We start from the raw sequence: 16,354 nt of genomic DNA, 5'->3' as shown, positions 1-16,354 counted from the left end.
TTTAAAATAAAAACCATTTTCTTTTTGTCTAGGAAATGATTTCTTTTCCAAGGCAAATGGATCCTTATAACGCTTGATTTAAGGGGTGAATCAGTTGACAGGTCAACTTGTTCAGTATGGACGACACCGCCAACGTAGAAGTTATGCAAGAATCAGTGAGGTTTTGGATCTTCCAAATCTGATTGAAATTCAAACAGCTTCTTATCAATGGTTTCTAGATGTAGGTTTAAAGGAAATGTTCCAGGATATTTCGCCTATTGAGGATTTTACAGGTAATTTATCGTTAGAATTCATCGATTACAGCTTAGCTGAGCCGAAGTATTCTGTGGAAGAAACAAAAGAACGCGACGTTACTTATTCTGCACCGCTTCGTGTGAAAGTGCGCCTTGTTAACAAGGAAACAGGGGAAGTTAAAGACCAGGATGTATTTATGGGCGACTTCCCGCTGATGACTGAAACAGGTACATTTGTCATCAATGGTGCTGAACGGGTAATCGTATCCCAATTAGTGCGCTCACCGAGCGTTTACTACAATGGGAAAATGGATAAAAACGGTAAACTTGGGTTCTCTGCGACGGTTATTCCTAACCGTGGCGCATGGCTCGAATATGAAACTGACGCCAAGGATGTTGTGTATGTTCGAATCGATCGCACACGGAAATTACCGATTACGGTATTGATGCGTGCCCTTGGATTCGGAACGGATCAAGAAATCATTGATTTGATCGGTGACAACGAATACCTTCGCAACACTCTTGAAAAGGATAACACAGAGAGTGTAGAAAAAGCTTTGCTAGAAATCTATGAGCGTCTGCGTCCGGGTGAACCACCTACTGTCGATAACGCGAAAAGTCTTTTAGTATCCCGCTTTTTTGATCCAAAACGTTATGATTTAGCTAACGTAGGACGTTATAAAATAAACAAAAAACTGCATATCAAGAACCGTTTATTTGGACAACGTATTGCAGAGACTTTGATTGATCCGGAAACAGGGGAAATCATCGTAGAAAAAGGTACAATGCTTGACCGTCGTACTCTTGATAGGATCCTGCCTCATATTGAAGCTGGAATCGGATTCAAGACATTCCATCCATCCGGTGGTGTAGTGGAAGAGGAAACTCTTCTTCAGCCTATTAAAGTGTTTGCACCAAACGATGCTGAAGGCGAAAAAGTGATCAATATCATCGGTAATGCCTATGTGACCGACCAGGTCAAAAACATTACACCGGCTGATATCATTTCTTCTATTAGTTATTTCTTTAATTTATTGCATGGTGTGGGAATCACGGATGACATTGACCATTTAGGTAACCGTCGTCTGCGTTCTGTTGGTGAATTGCTGCAAAACCAATTTAGAATTGGTTTATCTCGTATGGAGCGTGTCGTTCGTGAAAGAATGTCAATTCAGGATACGAATACAATCACTCCGCAGCAACTAATTAACATTCGCCCAGTCATTGCATCCATTAAAGAGTTCTTTGGAAGCTCACAGCTTTCTCAATTCATGGATCAAACGAACCCGTTGGCTGAATTGACGCATAAACGTCGTCTATCTGCATTGGGACCTGGTGGTTTGACGCGTGAGCGTGCTGGATTTGAAGTGCGTGACGTTCATTATTCCCACTATGGCCGTATGTGTCCGATTGAAACGCCAGAGGGACCGAATATTGGTTTGATTAACTCATTATCCAGTTTTGCAAAGGTGAACCCATATGGCTTCATTGAAACACCGTATCGTCGTGTGGACCCTGAAACTGGTCGAATTACAAGCCAAATCGATTACTTAACAGCTGATGAGGAAGATAACTATGTAGTTGCCCAAGCGAATGTACGTCTATCAGATGACGGATCATTCCTTGACAATGATGTTGTTGCACGTTTCCGCGGTGAAAATACCGTTGTTCCGCGTGACCGCGTAGACTACATGGATGTATCCCCTAAACAAGTTGTATCTGCTGCGACAGCATGTATTCCTTTCTTGGAAAATGATGACTCCAACCGTGCACTTATGGGAGCGAACATGCAACGTCAAGCAGTGCCTTTGCTACAACCGGAAGCTCCTCGTGTCGGAACGGGCATGGAATATGTTTCAGCGAAAGACTCCGGTGCTGCTGTCATCTGTAAACACCCAGGTATTGTAGAACACGTGGAATCACGTGAAGTATGGGTACGCAGGGTAAGTGAAGTTGACGGACAGCAAGTAAAGGGAAATCTTGATAAATACCGTCTATTAAAATTCATTCGTTCTAACCAAGGAACGTGCTATAATCAACGCCCTATCGTCAGTGTTGGCGACAACGTTGTCAAAGGTGAGATTCTTGCTGATGGTCCTTCAATGGAAAAAGGTGAGTTGGCACTTGGACGTAACGTATTAGTTGCCTTCATGACATGGGATGGATATAACTATGAGGATGCCATCATCATGAGCGAACGATTGGTTAAAGATGATGTGTACACTTCTATTCATATTGAAGAATATGAATCTGAATCACGCGATACAAAATTAGGGCCTGAAGAAATCACTCGTGATATCCCTAATGTAGGGGAAGATGCGCTTCGTAATCTTGATGAGCGCGGAATTATCCGTGTTGGTGCAGAAGTAAAAGACGGAGACCTTCTAGTTGGTAAAGTCACGCCTAAAGGTGTAACGGAATTGACTGCTGAGGAACGTTTATTACATGCAATCTTCGGTGAAAAAGCACGTGAAGTAAGAGATACATCACTTCGTGTACCTCACGGCGGCGGTGGAATCGTTCTTGATGTTAAAGTATTTAACAGAGAAGATGGCGATGAACTTCCTCCTGGTGTAAACCAACTTGCACGTGTATATATTGTACAAAAACGTAAAATCCACGAAGGCGATAAAATGGCTGGACGACATGGTAACAAAGGGGTAATCTCCAGGCTCCTTCCTGAGGAAGATATGCCTTATTTACCAGATGGCACTCCAGTCGACATCATGTTAAACCCGTTGGGTGTACCTTCACGTATGAACATCGGTCAGGTGTTGGAGCTTCACTTAGGTATGGCTGCACGCGCACTTGGCATTCATGTAGCATCTCCTGTATTTGATGGTGCTACTGAGGAAGACGTTTGGGGTACGATTGAAGAAGCCGGGATGTCCCGTGATGCAAAAACTGTTCTTTACGATGGCCGTTCAGGTGAAGCATTCGATAATCGTGTATCCGTTGGTGTCATGTATATGATCAAACTGGCACATATGGTCGATGATAAACTTCATGCACGTTCAACTGGACCTTACTCCCTTGTTACGCAACAACCACTTGGTGGTAAAGCGCAATTTGGCGGACAGCGTTTCGGTGAGATGGAAGTATGGGCACTTGAAGCTTATGGTGCTGCTTATACATTACAAGAAATCTTAACCGTTAAATCAGATGATGTCGTGGGTCGTGTTAAAACGTACGAAGCGATTGTCAAAGGTGAAAATGTTCCTGAACCTGGTGTTCCTGAGTCCTTCAAAGTATTGATTAAGGAACTTCAAAGCTTAGGGTTGGATGTTAAAATTCTTAATGCCGAAGATCGTGAAATCGAAATGCGTGATTTGGAAGATGAAGAAGAAGGCAACCAAAATGACAAATTAAGCCTTGATGCAGATACAAAAGATATGGTTGCTTCCGAAGTAGGGGCACCTGTCAAAGAATAAAACTAAATATAAACATATCGAGATATAAATTTTCCGCTCTGACTGGCAGCAAGATGTTTCTTTGAATATCCTGCTGCCTTGTTAGAGCCTTATTGATTCAATCAACCATCATCCGGTGTAGATTGCCTGATACTAAGACGGCAATCAAGGGTTAAACCTGGAGATTAAAAGGGAGGTAGGCCCCTTGTTAGACGTTAATAATTTTGAGTATATGAAAATTGGTCTTGCTTCACCAGACAAGATTCGTTCTTGGTCACATGGAGAAGTTAAAAAACCAGAAACAATCAACTATCGTACGCTAAAGCCAGAAAAAGACGGTTTATTCTGTGAGAGAATTTTTGGACCTCAAAAGGACTGGGAATGTCATTGTGGAAAATATAAACGTGTTCGTTATAAAGGCGTAGTATGTGACCGTTGTGGCGTTGAAGTCACTCGGGCTAAGGTACGTCGTGAACGTATGGGTCATATTGAGCTGGCAGCCCCAGTTTCACACATATGGTATTTCAAAGGAATCCCTAGCCGTATGGGACTTGTTCTTGATATGTCTCCACGTGCATTGGAAGAAGTTATTTACTTTGCATCTTACGTAGTAACTGAAACGGGCGATACAACTTTAGAAAAGAAACAACTTCTTTCCGAAAAGGAATATCGTACATACCGTGAAAAATACGGTAAGAAGTTCCAAGCTGCGATGGGTGCGGAAGCTATTAAAAAACTTTTACAAGATATTGATACGGAAAAAGAAGTAGAGTCGTTGAAAGAGGAGCTTAAAACAGCTCAAGGACAACGCAGGACCCGTGCAATCAAACGCTTGGAAGTTCTTGAAGCATTCCGTAACTCAGGTAATGAGCCTTCATGGATGATCCTTGACGTGCTTCCGGTCATTCCACCGGAACTTCGTCCAATGGTACAACTTGATGGCGGCCGTTTTGCCACATCTGATTTAAATGATTTATATCGCCGTGTTATTAACCGTAATAATCGGTTGAAAAGATTACTGGACCTTGGAGCACCAAGCATTATCGTTCAAAATGAGAAACGTATGCTTCAGGAAGCTGTCGATGCTCTTATCGATAATGGCCGTCGTGGCCGTCCTGTAACTGGACCAGGTAACCGTCCGTTAAAATCTTTATCTCATATGTTAAAAGGTAAACAAGGTCGTTTCCGTCAAAACCTTCTTGGTAAACGTGTTGATTATTCTGGCCGTTCCGTTATCGTAGTTGGACCAAACTTAAAGATGTACCAATGTGGTCTTCCGAAAGAAATGGCGATTGAATTATTCAAACCATTCGTTATGAAGGAACTCGTTCAAAGAGGTCTAGCGCATAACATCAAATCTGCTAAGCGTAAAATTGAACGTTTATCTCCTGAAATATGGGATGTCCTGGAAGAAGTGATTAGAGAACATCCAGTACTATTGAACCGTGCACCGACTCTTCATAGACTTGGTATCCAAGCATTTGAACCAACTTTGGTTGAAGGTCGCGCAATTCGTTTGCACCCACTCGTATGTACAGCGTATAACGCTGACTTTGATGGTGACCAAATGGCGGTCCATGTTCCTCTATCTTCTGAAGCTCAAGCCGAAGCACGCATGCTTATGCTTGCAGCACAGAACATTTTGAATCCGAAAGATGGTAAACCTGTCGTTACACCTTCTCAAGATATGGTATTAGGTAACTATTACTTAACGTTGGAAAGAGAAGGCGCTATCGGTGAGGGTATGATCTTTAAAGATACTAGTGAAGCATTACTTGCATACCAAAACGGATATGTACACTTACATTCCCGTTGTGCCGTACATGCATCGTCACTAAATAATGAAACATTCACTGAAGAACAAAACGGCCAACTTCTTATTACGACTGTTGGTAAATTGATTTTCAATGAAATTTTACCTAAATCATTCCCGTATATTAACGAACCGACACGATATAACTTGGAAACAAAAACTCCGGAGAAATATTTTGTGGAAAAGGGCGCTAATATCCCTGAATTGATTAAAGCTCAACCAGCTATTGATCCATTCAAGAAACAAATTCTTGGAAATATCATTGCGGAAGTCTTTAAACGTTTTAAAATTACTGAAACGTCCAAAATGCTTGACCGGATGAAAGATCTTGGATTCAAATATTCGACAAAAGCTGGTATTACCGTTGGTGTGGCTGATATTGTCGTTTTAAAAGAAAAACAAGGAATCATTTCTGAGGCTCAAACTAAAGTGGATAACGTCTTAAAACAATTCAGACGTGGTCTAATTACAGAGGATGAGCGTTATGATCGTGTTATTTCAATTTGGAGTGCTGCCAAGGATACCATTCAATCTAAACTTATGGACTCACTGGACAGACGCAACCCAATATTCATGATGAGTGACTCCGGTGCCCGTGGTAATGCATCTAACTTTACGCAGCTTGCGGGTATGCGTGGATTGATGGCCAACCCGGCTGGACGGATCATTGAATTACCGATCAAATCAAGTTTCCGTGAAGGTTTAACAGTGTTGGAGTACTTTATCTCCACACATGGTGCGCGTAAAGGTCTTGCCGATACAGCACTTAAAACAGCCGATTCCGGTTACCTTACTCGTCGACTTGTTGACGTTGCCCAAGATGTCATCATCCGTGATGACGATTGTGGAACGGACCGCGGCTTGAAAATTTCAGCCTTGAGAGAGGGTACTGAAATAATCGAGCATCTTGAAGAACGCCTAGTAGGCCGTTATGCAAGAAAAGCGATCAAACATCCAGAAACAAATGAAGTAATTGTGGCTGAAAATGATCTTATTACTGAAGATCTTGCTAATTATATTGAATCACTTGGAATTGAAACAGCATGGATTCGTTCTGCCTTTACATGTAACACCAGCCATGGTGTATGTAAAAAATGTTATGGACGTAACTTGGCTACAGGTCAAGAAGTTGAAGTGGGCGAAGCAGTTGGTATTATTGCCGCTCAATCAATCGGAGAACCTGGTACACAGTTAACGATGCGTACATTCCATACTGGTGGGGTTGCTGGGGACGATATCACTCAAGGTCTTCCTCGTATCCAAGAAATATTTGAAGCAAGGAACCCTAAAGGTCAAGCTGTCATTTCAGAAATCGAAGGTACGGTTGTATCGATTAATGAAATTCGTGATAAACAACAGGAAATCGTTGTTCAAGGAGCAGTTGAGTCACGCACATATACTGCACCGTACACAGCGCGCTTAAGAGTTACTGTTGATACTCCTGTCCGTCGTGGTGAAGAGTTAACAGAGGGTTCCATCGACCCGAAAGAATTGTTGAAAGTTACAGATGTACTTACTGTTCAGGAATACCTGTTACATGAAGTGCAAAAAGTATACCGGATGCAAGGGGTTGAAATCGGCGATAAACACATCGAGGTAATGGTTAGACAAATGATGCGTAAAGTCCGTGTACTTGATGCGGGTGAAACGGAAGTGCTTCCAGGTACATTATTGGATGTTAACCAGTTCACCACTGCAAACACAGATGCATTGCTGACTAGCAAATTACCAGCTACAGGACGCCCTGTATTACTCGGTATTACAAAAGCATCTCTAGAAACGGATTCGTTCTTGTCTGCCGCGTCATTCCAAGAAACAACTAGAGTCTTGACTGATGCAGCAATAAAAGGAAAACGTGATGAGTTGCTTGGACTTAAAGAAAATGTCATCATCGGTAAACTTGTCCCTGCAGGAACAGGAATGCTTCGATACAGAAAAGCAAACCCTGTTGTTGTTGGTGACGAAACTGCCGATACAGTAACAGTGGACTAAGGGAAAAAGGACCAGCTCAATAATTGAAACTGAAATCATCACTCCTATATTCCAGTGCAGTGATGGATCAGGATTTATTGAGTTGGTCTCTCTTCTTATTATTTACAAATGACTAATTCCGATTGAGGAACGGTTATTATTTCCTGAAGGTAAGATGTAAATCTTAATAGAATTGTGTAAGGAAAACCTTTTGCTAAAATAAATTTTTTGAAAGAAGTTGACAGTATCCGACTAATAATGATACTATAGCAAAGGTGCTCCTATGTTACCCTGTAACTTTGGAGGATATGGACCATGTCTTATGAAAAAGTAATACAGGCAAAGTCAGTGATTATAGGGACGAAACAAGCAGTTAGAGCTCTTAAAAACAATTTAATTCAAGAAGTTATCATCGCTGATGATGCAGATATATACTTGACTGGGCGTGTCGTTGAGACCGCTAAAGAATTGGATGTTCCTATCACATATGTTGATTCGATGAGAATGCTTGGCAAAGCATGTGGTATTGATGTCGGAGCAGCAACTGTTGCCATTAAAAAGTAAAAATGTTTTTGCAATATAATTTGCAAAGACTTTGTTTTTACCCATTTATGAACCACCTGGATGTGTGGTACTAGAAATGAAAACGTGAAGGGAGGAAAAATGTAATGCCTACTATTAATCAATTAGTGCGTAAAGGACGCGAGTCTAAAGAGGTTAAATCAAAATCTCCAGCACTTAACAAAGGCTACAACAGCTTTAAAAAAGCACAAACTAACGTATCATCTCCGCAAAAACGTGGTGTTTGCACTCGTGTGGGTACTATGACACCGAAAAAACCAAACTCCGCGTTACGTAAATATGCGCGTGTACGTTTAACAAACGGTATCGAGGTAACAGCTTATATCCCAGGTATCGGTCACAACCTACAAGAACACAGCGTGGTTCTTATCCGTGGCGGTCGTGTAAAGGATTTACCAGGGGTACGTTATCATATCGTACGTGGTGCTCTTGATACTGCTGGAGTTAACAATCGTATGCAAAGCCGTTCTAAATACGGTACTAAGCGTCCGAAAGCAGCAAAAAAATAATATCAAACAAAAATTAAACTTTCTTGAAAGGAGGAAATATAATGCCTCGTAAAGGACCTGTAACGAAAAGAGACGTATTACCAGATCCGATTTATAATTCTAAACTTGTGACTCGCTTAATCAACAAATTAATGGTTGATGGACAAAGAGGTAAATCACAAAAAATTCTTTACTCTGCATTTGAGTTAATCAAAGAACGTACTGGCAATGAATCAATCGAAGTTTTCGATCAAGCACTTAAAAACATCATGCCTGTATTAGAAGTAAAAGCACGCCGTGTAGGTGGAGCTAACTACCAAGTACCAGTTGAGGTGCGTCCAGACCGCAAATCGACTTTAGGACTTCGTTGGTTAGTGAAATACTCTCGTCTTCGTGGAGAAAAAACGATGGAAGAGCGTTTAGCTTATGAAATCATGGACGCTGCTAACAATACTGGAGCAGCAGTTAAGAAACGTGAAGATACACACAAAATGGCTGAAGCTAATAAAGCATTCGCTCATTATCGCTGGTAAAATATATCACTATAAAATCCTTATAAAAGGAAGGAGAAAGACAAATGGCAAGAGAGTTCTCCTTAGCAAACACTCGTAATATCGGTATCATGGCTCACATCGATGCTGGTAAAACGACAACAACAGAACGTGTTCTATATTACACTGGTAAAATCCATAAAATTGGTGAAACACACGAAGGTGCTTCACAAATGGACTGGATGGAACAGGAACAAGAACGCGGAATCACGATCACATCCGCTGCAACAACTGCACAGTGGAAAGGTCACCGTGTAAACATCATCGATACACCAGGACACGTAGACTTCACAGTTGAAGTTGAACGTTCATTGCGTGTACTTGATGGAGCTGTAGCTGTACTTGATGCCCAATCAGGTGTTGAGCCCCAAACTGAAACAGTTTGGCGCCAAGCTACAACTTACGGTGTACCGCGTGTCGTATTCGTTAATAAAATGGACAAAATCGGTGCGGATTTCCTTTACTCAGTAGGAACAATCCACGACCGCCTGCAAGCTAATGCTCACCCAGTTCAGTTGCCAATCGGCGCTGAGGATCAATTCTCTGCAATCATTGACCTTATTGAAATGAAAGCTCATTTCTATGCCAATGATCTAGGAACTGATATCACTGTTGGTGAAATTCCTGACGAGCATCGCGAGCTAGCTGAAGAGTACCGTGAAAAGTTAATCGAAGCAGTAGCAGAAGTTAATGAAGACTTAATGGAAAAATACCTTGGCGGCGAAGAAATCAGCATTGCTGAATTAAGAGCAGCTATTCGTACAGCGACTGTTAACGTTGAATTCTTCCCAGTTATCTGTGGATCAGCTTTCAAAAACAAAGGTGTTCAATTAATGCTTGATAACGTTATCGACTTCCTTCCATCTCCATTAGACGTGCCGGCTATTAAAGGTACTCTACCGGATACAGAAGATGAAGTAGAACGCCATTCAGATGATTCTGAACCGTTCTCAGCTTTAGCGTTTAAAGTTATGACTGACCCTTACGTTGGTAAACTTACATTCTTCCGCGTGTACTCAGGTACATTAGAATCAGGATCATATGTAATTAACTCGACTAAAGGAAAGCGTGAACGTATTGGACGTATCCTTCAAATGCATGCAAACAGCCGTGAAGAAATATCTACTGTATACGCAGGGGATATCGCAGCTGCTGTTGGTTTGAAAGATACTACAACTGGTGATACTCTATGTGACGACAAGAACCAAGTAATTCTTGAATCCATGGTATTCCCAGAGCCAGTTATCTCACTTTCTGTTGAACCGAAATCAAAAGCAGACCAAGACAAAATGGGTCAAGCTTTACAAAAGCTACAAGATGAAGATCCAACATTCCGTGCGCATACTGACCAAGAAACTGGTCAAACGATCATCGCTGGTATGGGTGAGCTTCACTTGGACATCCTTGTTGACCGTATGCGTCGCGAATTCAAAGTGGAAGCAAACGTTGGTGCTCCTCAAGTAGCATACCGTGAAACTTTCCGTGGTTCAGCTAAAGTTGAAGGTAAATTCGTTCGCCAATCTGGTGGTCGTGGACAATTCGGACACGTATGGATTGAATTTGGTCCAAACGAAGAGGGTAAAGGATTCGAATTTGAAAATGCTATCGTCGGTGGTGTAGTACCACGTGAATATATCCCTGCTGTACAAGCTGGATTAGTTGATTCACTTGACCGTGGTGTACTTGCTGGTTACCCACTAGTCGACATTAAAGCAAAATTATTTGACGGTTCTTACCATGACGTTGACTCCAATGAAATGGCATTTAAAATTGCTGCATCAATGGCACTTAAAAATGCTGCTTCTAAATGTAAACCGGTTATCCTTGAACCAATCATGAAAGTGGAAGTTGTAATCCCTGAAGATTATCTAGGCGACATCATGGGAGATATCACATCTCGTCGTGGTCGTGTAGAAGGTATGGAAGCTCGCGGTAACACGCAAATGGTTAAATCCATGGTTCCACTATCTGAAATGTTCGGATATGCTACATCTCTACGTTCTAACACACAAGGACGCGGAACATTCTCTATGCACTTCGATCATTATGAAGAAGTACCTAAGAGCATTTCTGAAGAAATCATCAAAAAAAATAAAGGTGAATAATTGATTTTCATCTCTTATTAAAGTATAACTATCTTATGTAAGCTGTGATGTAAGAATTAGTCTTCCTTCACAGCCCTTATATACTTAATCTATTATTTATAATTTTAAGGAGGAATTCCTAATGGGAAAAGCTAAATTTGATCGTTCAAAACCGCACGTTAACGTTGGAACAATTGGTCACGTTGACCATGGTAAAACAACTCTAACTGCTGCAATCACAACAGTACTTGCTAAAACAGGTGGAGCAGAAGCTCGCGCTTATGACCAAATTGATGGTGCTCCAGAAGAAAGAGAACGTGGTATCACAATCTCTACAGCACATGTTGAGTACGAAACAGCTACTCGTCACTATGCACACGTTGACTGCCCAGGACATGCTGACTATGTTAAAAACATGATCACTGGTGCTGCACAAATGGACGGCGGAATCTTAGTAGTATCTGCTGCTGATGGCCCAATGCCACAAACTCGTGAGCACATCCTTCTTTCTCGTCAAGTAGGTGTACCATTCCTAGTAGTATTCATGAACAAATGCGACATGGTTGATGACGAAGAACTTCTTGAATTAGTAGAAATGGAAATCCGTGATCTTCTATCTGAATACGATTTCCCTGGCGATGACATTCCAGTTATCAAAGGATCTGCACTAAAAGCTCTTCAAGGAGAAGCTGCTTGGGAAGAAAAAATTCATGAATTAATGACAGCTGTTGACGAGTATATCCCAGAACCAACTCGTGACACTGACAAACCATTCATGATGCCAGTTGAGGATGTATTCTCTATTACTGGTCGTGGTACAGTTGCTACAGGTCGTGTTGAGCGTGGACAAGTTAAAGTTGGTGACGTTGTTGACATCATCGGTTTCAACGAAGAGTCTAAACCAACAACTGTAACAGGTGTTGAAATGTTCCGTAAGCTTCTTGACTACGCAGAAGCTGGAGACAACATCGGTGCACTACTTCGTGGTGTATCCCGTGAAGATATCCAACGTGGACAAGTACTTGCTAAGCCAGGTACAATTACTCCGCACACAAGTTTCAAAGCTGAAGTTTATGTTCTTTCTAAAGAAGAAGGTGGACGTCACACTCCATTCTTTACAAACTACCGTCCTCAGTTCTACTTCCGTACAACTGACGTAACTGGTATTTGTAACCTTCCTGAAGGCGTAGAAATGGTTATGCCTGGAGACAACATTGAAATGACTGTAGAACTTATCGCTCCAATCGCTATCGAAGAAGGTACTAAATTCTCTATCCGTGAGGGTGGACGTACTGTAGGCGCTGGTGTCGTTGCTACAATCACAGCGTAATTGATTCTTTAATGAATATTGGAAGGGACGCCTTCCGGGAAAAGCAGATGGGACGCCATCTGCTTTTTTTCTATTTTAAAAGGATTTTTGGCTTTTCCTTCTATAATATAAATTAAGAATAATCATCGTATTTCAAAGAGATTGATGATTATTACTCAAATGAAGAAAATGGAAATGAAAGACCATGTAGAATGTACTTGTAAATACTTGTGATAGTATGTATAATAATAAAAGTGTGTTGCACAAGAAATGTTTAAGTTTAACTTGCATTCTACTTGTGTTTTATGTATAATAGACAATGTTGGTCTTTGACTGCGATGATGTGGAAGGTTGCTGACACACCCGGCCGCTTTGCCATGGCGAGTGTGTGGGAAATTTCCATTGAGAAGGTCTATTCTAAAATAGGCGAAAAGGAGGGAAAATTATGGCAAAACAAAAAATTCGTATCCGTTTAAAAGCATATGATCACAGAATTCTTGATCAATCTGCTGAGAAAATTGTTGAAACTGCAAAACGTTCTGGTGCGGCTGTATCTGGTCCAATTCCATTACCTACTGAAAGATCGGTATACACGATCCTACGTGCGGTTCATAAATACAAAGATTCTCGTGAACAATTCGAAATGCGTACGCATAAACGTCTAATCGATATCGTTAATCCAACTCCACAAACAGTTGATTCATTGATGCGTTTAGATTTACCATCAGGCGTTGACATTGAAATCAAATTATAATTCATATAAATATGAACAATTACTCTAGGAGGTGTGACTTATGACCAAAGGAATCTTAGGAAGAAAAATCGGTATGACTCAAGTTTTTGCTGAAAACGGTGAACTTATCCCGGTAACAGTTATCGAAGCTGCTAACAACGTGGTACTTCAAAAGAAAACTGTTGAAACTGATGGCTATGAAGCAGTTCAAGTTGGTTTTGAAAACAAACGTGAAAAGCTTTCTAACAAACCTGAAAAGGGCCATGTTGAAAAAGCAAATACTACTCCTAAGCGCTTCATTCGCGAATTCCGCGGAACGGATCTTACTGAATATGAGATCGGTCAAGAAGTCAATGTTAGTATTTTCGCTGAAGGCGATTTAGTAGATGTATCAGGAATTTCAAAAGGTAAAGGATTCCAAGGCTCTATCAAGCGTCATGGACAATCCCGCGGACCGATGTCTCATGGTTCTCGTTACCACCGTCGCCCAGGTTCAATGGGTCCTGTAGCTCCAAACCGCGTATTCAAAGGTAAACTATTACCAGGACGCATGGGTGGAGAGCAAATCACTGTTCAAAACTTAGCTATCGTTAAAGTTGATGTTGAACGCAACCTACTATTGATCAAAGGTAATGTACCTGGTGCTAGAAAAGCATTGATCAAAGTTAAATCTGCTGTTAAAGCAAAGTAATTTCTGAGAAAGGAGGAGCAATAGAATGCCAAAAGTTACATTGTTCAACCAAACAGGTTCACAAGTTGGCGACATCGAACTAAATGAATCCATCTTTGGTATCGAACCTAATAATCATGTATTATTTGAAGCGATCATTATGCAAAGAGCTTCCTTACGTCAAGGAACTCATAAAGTTAAAAACCGTTCTGAAGTAGCAGGCGGTGGACGTAAACCTTGGAAACAAAAAGGAACTGGACGTGCGCGTCAAGGTTCTATCCGTTCTCCACAATGGCGTGGCGGTGGCGTTGTTTTTGGACCAACTCCAAGATCTTACGCTTACAAGCTACCTAAAAAGGTGCGTCGTTTAGCTATTAAATCTGCATTGTCTGCAAAGGCATTGGAAGAGAACATTATGGTACTTGAAAGCTTGTCTTTCGAAGCTCCAAAAACAAAAGAATTTGTAGCAGTACTTAAAAATCTTTCTGTCGATACTAAAACGTTAGTTGTTACTGACGGTTTAGATGAGAAAGTTGCTCTTTCTGCACGTAACATCCCTGGTGTTACTGTAGTTGAAGCTGTTGGTCTTAACGTTCTTGATGTTGTTTCACACAACAAATTGATCTTGACTAAATCAGCTGTCGAAAAAGTAGAGGAGGTGCTTGCATAATGGATGCACGCGATATCATTAAGCGCCCCGTAATCACTGAACGCTCTTCAGACATAATGGCTGAAAAAAAATATACTTTTGAAGTTGATGTTAGAGCTAACAAAACTCAAGTTAAAGATGCTGTTCAAGAAATTTTCGGCGTTAAAGTTGAGAAAGTAAACATCATGAACTACAAAGGTAAATTTAAACGTATGGGCAAACATGCAGGCTATACTAACAAGCGCCGTAAAGCTATTGTTAAATTAACTGCTGACAGCAAAGAAATCGAGCTATTCGAGGCTTAATTCATTAGAGAAGGAGGGAAATACAAATGGCGATTAAGAAGTATAAACCTACCTCTAACGGTCGACGTAATATGACAACTTCCGATTTTGCTGAGATTACTACAGACAAACCGGAAAAATCATTACTTGCTCCTTTACACAGCAAAGGCGGCCGTAATAACCAAGGTAAGTTAACAGTTCGTCATCAAGGTGGCGGCCACAAGCGTCAATACCGTATCATCGATTTCAAACGGAATAAAGATGGTATACCAGGACGCGTTGCTACTATTGAGTACGATCCAAATCGTTCTGCAAACATTGCATTAATTAATTACGTTGATGGAGAAAAACGTTATATCCTAGCTCCGAAAAACCTAGAAGTAGGTTTGGAGATCATGTCAGGTCCAGAAGCTGACATTAAAGTGGGTAACGCTCTTCCTCTTATTAACATCCCAGTTGGTACAGTAATTCATAACATCGAACTTAAACCAGGAAAAGGTGGACAATTAGTCCGTTCAGCAGGAACTTCTGCTCAAGTACTTGGTAAAGAAGGTCGTTATGTACTTGTACGTTTAAACTCAGGTGAGGTTCGTATGATTCTTGCTACTTGCCGTGCTTCAATCGGTCAAGTTGGTAATGAACAACATGAACTTATCAACATTGGTAAAGCTGGTCGTAACCGTTGGTTAGGTAAACGCCCAACAGTTCGTGGATCAGTAATGAACCCGAATGATCACCCACACGGTGGTGGTGAAGGTAAAGCTCCAATCGGACGTAAATCACCAATGTCTCCATGGGGTAAACCAACTCTTGGATTCAAAACTCGTAAGAAGAAAAATAAATCCGATAAATTTATCGTACGTCGTCGTAAAAAATAACGGGATTGACCTACGGTTCATATATAGAACCGTAGAACAGTCACGAAGGGAGGTACTCGCATGGGTCGTAGCTTAAAAAAAGGGCCTTTTGTTGATGATCATTTATTGGTAAAAGTTGAAAAATTAAATGAAGCTGACAAGAAACAGGTAGTAAAAACTTGGTCTCGTCGCTCAACAATCTTCCCGCAATTCATCGGACATACAATCGCTGTTTATGACGGTCGTAAGCATGTGCCGGTTTATGTAACTGAAGATATGGTAGGTCACAAACTAGGCGAATTCGCGCCTACACGCACTTATAAAGGTCACGCAAGTGATGACAAGAAAACAAGACGTTAATGAGAGGAGGGCATCTCATGCAAGCAAAAGCTGTCGCTAGAACAGTTCGTATTGCTCCTCGTAAAGTGCGTTTAGTCGCAGATTTAATTCGAGGAAAACAAGTAGGTGAAGCAGTAGCGATTCTTCGCTTAACACCAAAATCTGCTTCTCCAGTCGTAGAAAAAATTCTGAAATCTGCTATCGCAAATGCAGAACATAACTACGAAATGGATATTAATAACCTAGTCGTTTCAGAGGCATACGTTAACGAAGGACCAACATTAAAACGTTTCCGTCCACGCGCTCAAGGTCGTGCGAGTGCAATTAACAAACGTACTAGTCATATTACAATCGTTGTATCAGAAAAGAAGGAGGGGTAAT

14 protein-coding genes are annotated in these 16,354 nt (G+C 41.2%); all 14 read left to right on the top strand.

Translation table 11 applies throughout. The features are described from left to right. The first annotated feature begins 94 nt into the window (after positions 1–94). The 14 genes from rpoB to rplV all read left to right on the top strand — a co-directional run bounded on the left by rpoB (position 95) and on the right by rplV (position 16,353). Positions 95–3,664, top strand: a complete 3,570-nt coding sequence (gene rpoB, locus LQ203_RS23120) for a DNA-directed RNA polymerase subunit beta (protein ID WP_230161722.1) — start codon at positions 95–97, stop codon at positions 3,662–3,664. A gap of 184 nt (positions 3,665–3,848) precedes the next feature. Continuing rightward, positions 3,849–7,448, top strand: coding sequence for a DNA-directed RNA polymerase subunit beta' (gene rpoC / locus LQ203_RS23115; RefSeq protein WP_230161720.1), 3,600 nt, complete (start codon positions 3,849–3,851; stop codon positions 7,446–7,448). A gap of 294 nt (positions 7,449–7,742) precedes the next feature. Further along, positions 7,743–7,991, top strand: a complete 249-nt coding sequence (locus LQ203_RS23110) for a 50S ribosomal protein L7ae-like protein (RefSeq protein ID WP_034305040.1) — start codon at positions 7,743–7,745, stop codon at positions 7,989–7,991. A gap of 104 nt (positions 7,992–8,095) precedes the next feature. Next, a complete protein-coding gene (rpsL, locus tag LQ203_RS23105; protein ID WP_230161718.1) occupies positions 8,096–8,518 on the top strand; it encodes a 30S ribosomal protein S12 in 423 nt (140 codons plus the stop codon). A gap of 41 nt (positions 8,519–8,559) precedes the next feature. After that, positions 8,560–9,030 (top strand): 30S ribosomal protein S7, encoded by a 471-nt coding sequence (gene rpsG / locus LQ203_RS23100; RefSeq protein WP_230161714.1) that lies wholly within the window; start codon positions 8,560–8,562, stop codon positions 9,028–9,030. Positions 9,031–9,074: 44 nt separating this feature from the next. Further along, positions 9,075–11,153 (top strand): elongation factor G, encoded by a 2,079-nt coding sequence (gene fusA, locus LQ203_RS23095; protein WP_230161712.1) that lies wholly within the window; start codon positions 9,075–9,077, stop codon positions 11,151–11,153. A 121-nt stretch (positions 11,154–11,274) separates the two neighbouring features. Continuing rightward, positions 11,275–12,462 (top strand): elongation factor Tu, encoded by a 1,188-nt coding sequence (gene tuf / locus LQ203_RS23090; protein WP_230161710.1) that lies wholly within the window; start codon positions 11,275–11,277, stop codon positions 12,460–12,462. Positions 12,463–12,886: 424 nt separating this feature from the next. Beyond that, the gene (gene rpsJ / locus LQ203_RS23085; protein WP_019244375.1) at positions 12,887–13,195 is read left to right on the top strand and encodes a 30S ribosomal protein S10; all 309 of its coding nucleotides are present in this window, start codon (positions 12,887–12,889) and stop codon (positions 13,193–13,195) included. Positions 13,196–13,235: 40 nt separating this feature from the next. Beyond that, entirely contained in the window at positions 13,236–13,865 is a 630-nt protein-coding gene (gene rplC, locus LQ203_RS23080; protein WP_076372869.1) for a 50S ribosomal protein L3, read from the top strand. A 25-nt stretch (positions 13,866–13,890) separates the two neighbouring features. Continuing rightward, a complete protein-coding gene (gene rplD / locus LQ203_RS23075) occupies positions 13,891–14,514 on the top strand; it encodes a 50S ribosomal protein L4 (protein ID WP_230161708.1) in 624 nt (207 codons plus the stop codon). Next, a complete protein-coding gene (gene rplW, locus LQ203_RS23070) occupies positions 14,514–14,798 on the top strand; it encodes a 50S ribosomal protein L23 (RefSeq protein ID WP_034305023.1) in 285 nt (94 codons plus the stop codon). The genes rplD and rplW overlap by 1 nt, the downstream gene beginning before the upstream one ends. A gap of 26 nt (positions 14,799–14,824) precedes the next feature. Continuing rightward, on the top strand, positions 14,825–15,655 hold the full coding sequence (rplB, locus tag LQ203_RS23065) for a 50S ribosomal protein L2 (RefSeq protein ID WP_057915218.1): 831 nt from the start codon (positions 14,825–14,827) through the stop codon (positions 15,653–15,655). A gap of 60 nt (positions 15,656–15,715) precedes the next feature. Beyond that, positions 15,716–15,994, top strand: coding sequence for a 30S ribosomal protein S19 (rpsS, locus tag LQ203_RS23060; protein WP_034305018.1), 279 nt, complete (start codon positions 15,716–15,718; stop codon positions 15,992–15,994). Between the two features lie 17 nt (positions 15,995–16,011). Beyond that, positions 16,012–16,353: a 50S ribosomal protein L22 gene (rplV, locus tag LQ203_RS23055; protein ID WP_061440384.1), complete on the top strand. Its 342-nt coding sequence runs from the start codon at positions 16,012–16,014 to the stop codon at positions 16,351–16,353. Position 16,354 lies beyond the last annotated feature (1 nt).

Source organism: Peribacillus sp. Bi96 (genome assembly GCF_918698115.1).
Taxonomy (GTDB): domain Bacteria; phylum Bacillota; class Bacilli; order Bacillales; family DSM-1321; genus Peribacillus.
This window is presented reverse-complemented; position numbering and strand designations above follow the sequence as displayed.

What these genes read in the sequence shown, in the direction of transcription:
- LQ203_RS23110 (WP_034305040.1), top strand. Translation starts at nt 7,743, where the DNA reads ATGTCTTATGAAAAAGTAATACAGGCAAAGTCAGTGATTATAGGGACG.
- rpsL (WP_230161718.1), top strand. Translation starts at nt 8,096, where the DNA reads ATGCCTACTATTAATCAATTAGTGCGTAAAGGACGCGAGTCTAAAGAG.
- rpsG (WP_230161714.1), top strand. Translation starts at nt 8,560, where the DNA reads ATGCCTCGTAAAGGACCTGTAACGAAAAGAGACGTATTACCAGATCCG.
- fusA (WP_230161712.1), top strand. Translation starts at nt 9,075, where the DNA reads ATGGCAAGAGAGTTCTCCTTAGCAAACACTCGTAATATCGGTATCATG.
- tuf (WP_230161710.1), top strand. Translation starts at nt 11,275, where the DNA reads ATGGGAAAAGCTAAATTTGATCGTTCAAAACCGCACGTTAACGTTGGA.
- rpsJ (WP_019244375.1), top strand. Translation starts at nt 12,887, where the DNA reads ATGGCAAAACAAAAAATTCGTATCCGTTTAAAAGCATATGATCACAGA.
- rplC (WP_076372869.1), top strand. Translation starts at nt 13,236, where the DNA reads ATGACCAAAGGAATCTTAGGAAGAAAAATCGGTATGACTCAAGTTTTT.
- rplD (WP_230161708.1), top strand. Translation starts at nt 13,891, where the DNA reads ATGCCAAAAGTTACATTGTTCAACCAAACAGGTTCACAAGTTGGCGAC.
- rplW (WP_034305023.1), top strand. Translation starts at nt 14,514, where the DNA reads ATGGATGCACGCGATATCATTAAGCGCCCCGTAATCACTGAACGCTCT.
- rplB (WP_057915218.1), top strand. Translation starts at nt 14,825, where the DNA reads ATGGCGATTAAGAAGTATAAACCTACCTCTAACGGTCGACGTAATATG.
- rpsS (WP_034305018.1), top strand. Translation starts at nt 15,716, where the DNA reads ATGGGTCGTAGCTTAAAAAAAGGGCCTTTTGTTGATGATCATTTATTG.
- rplV (WP_061440384.1), top strand. Translation starts at nt 16,012, where the DNA reads ATGCAAGCAAAAGCTGTCGCTAGAACAGTTCGTATTGCTCCTCGTAAA.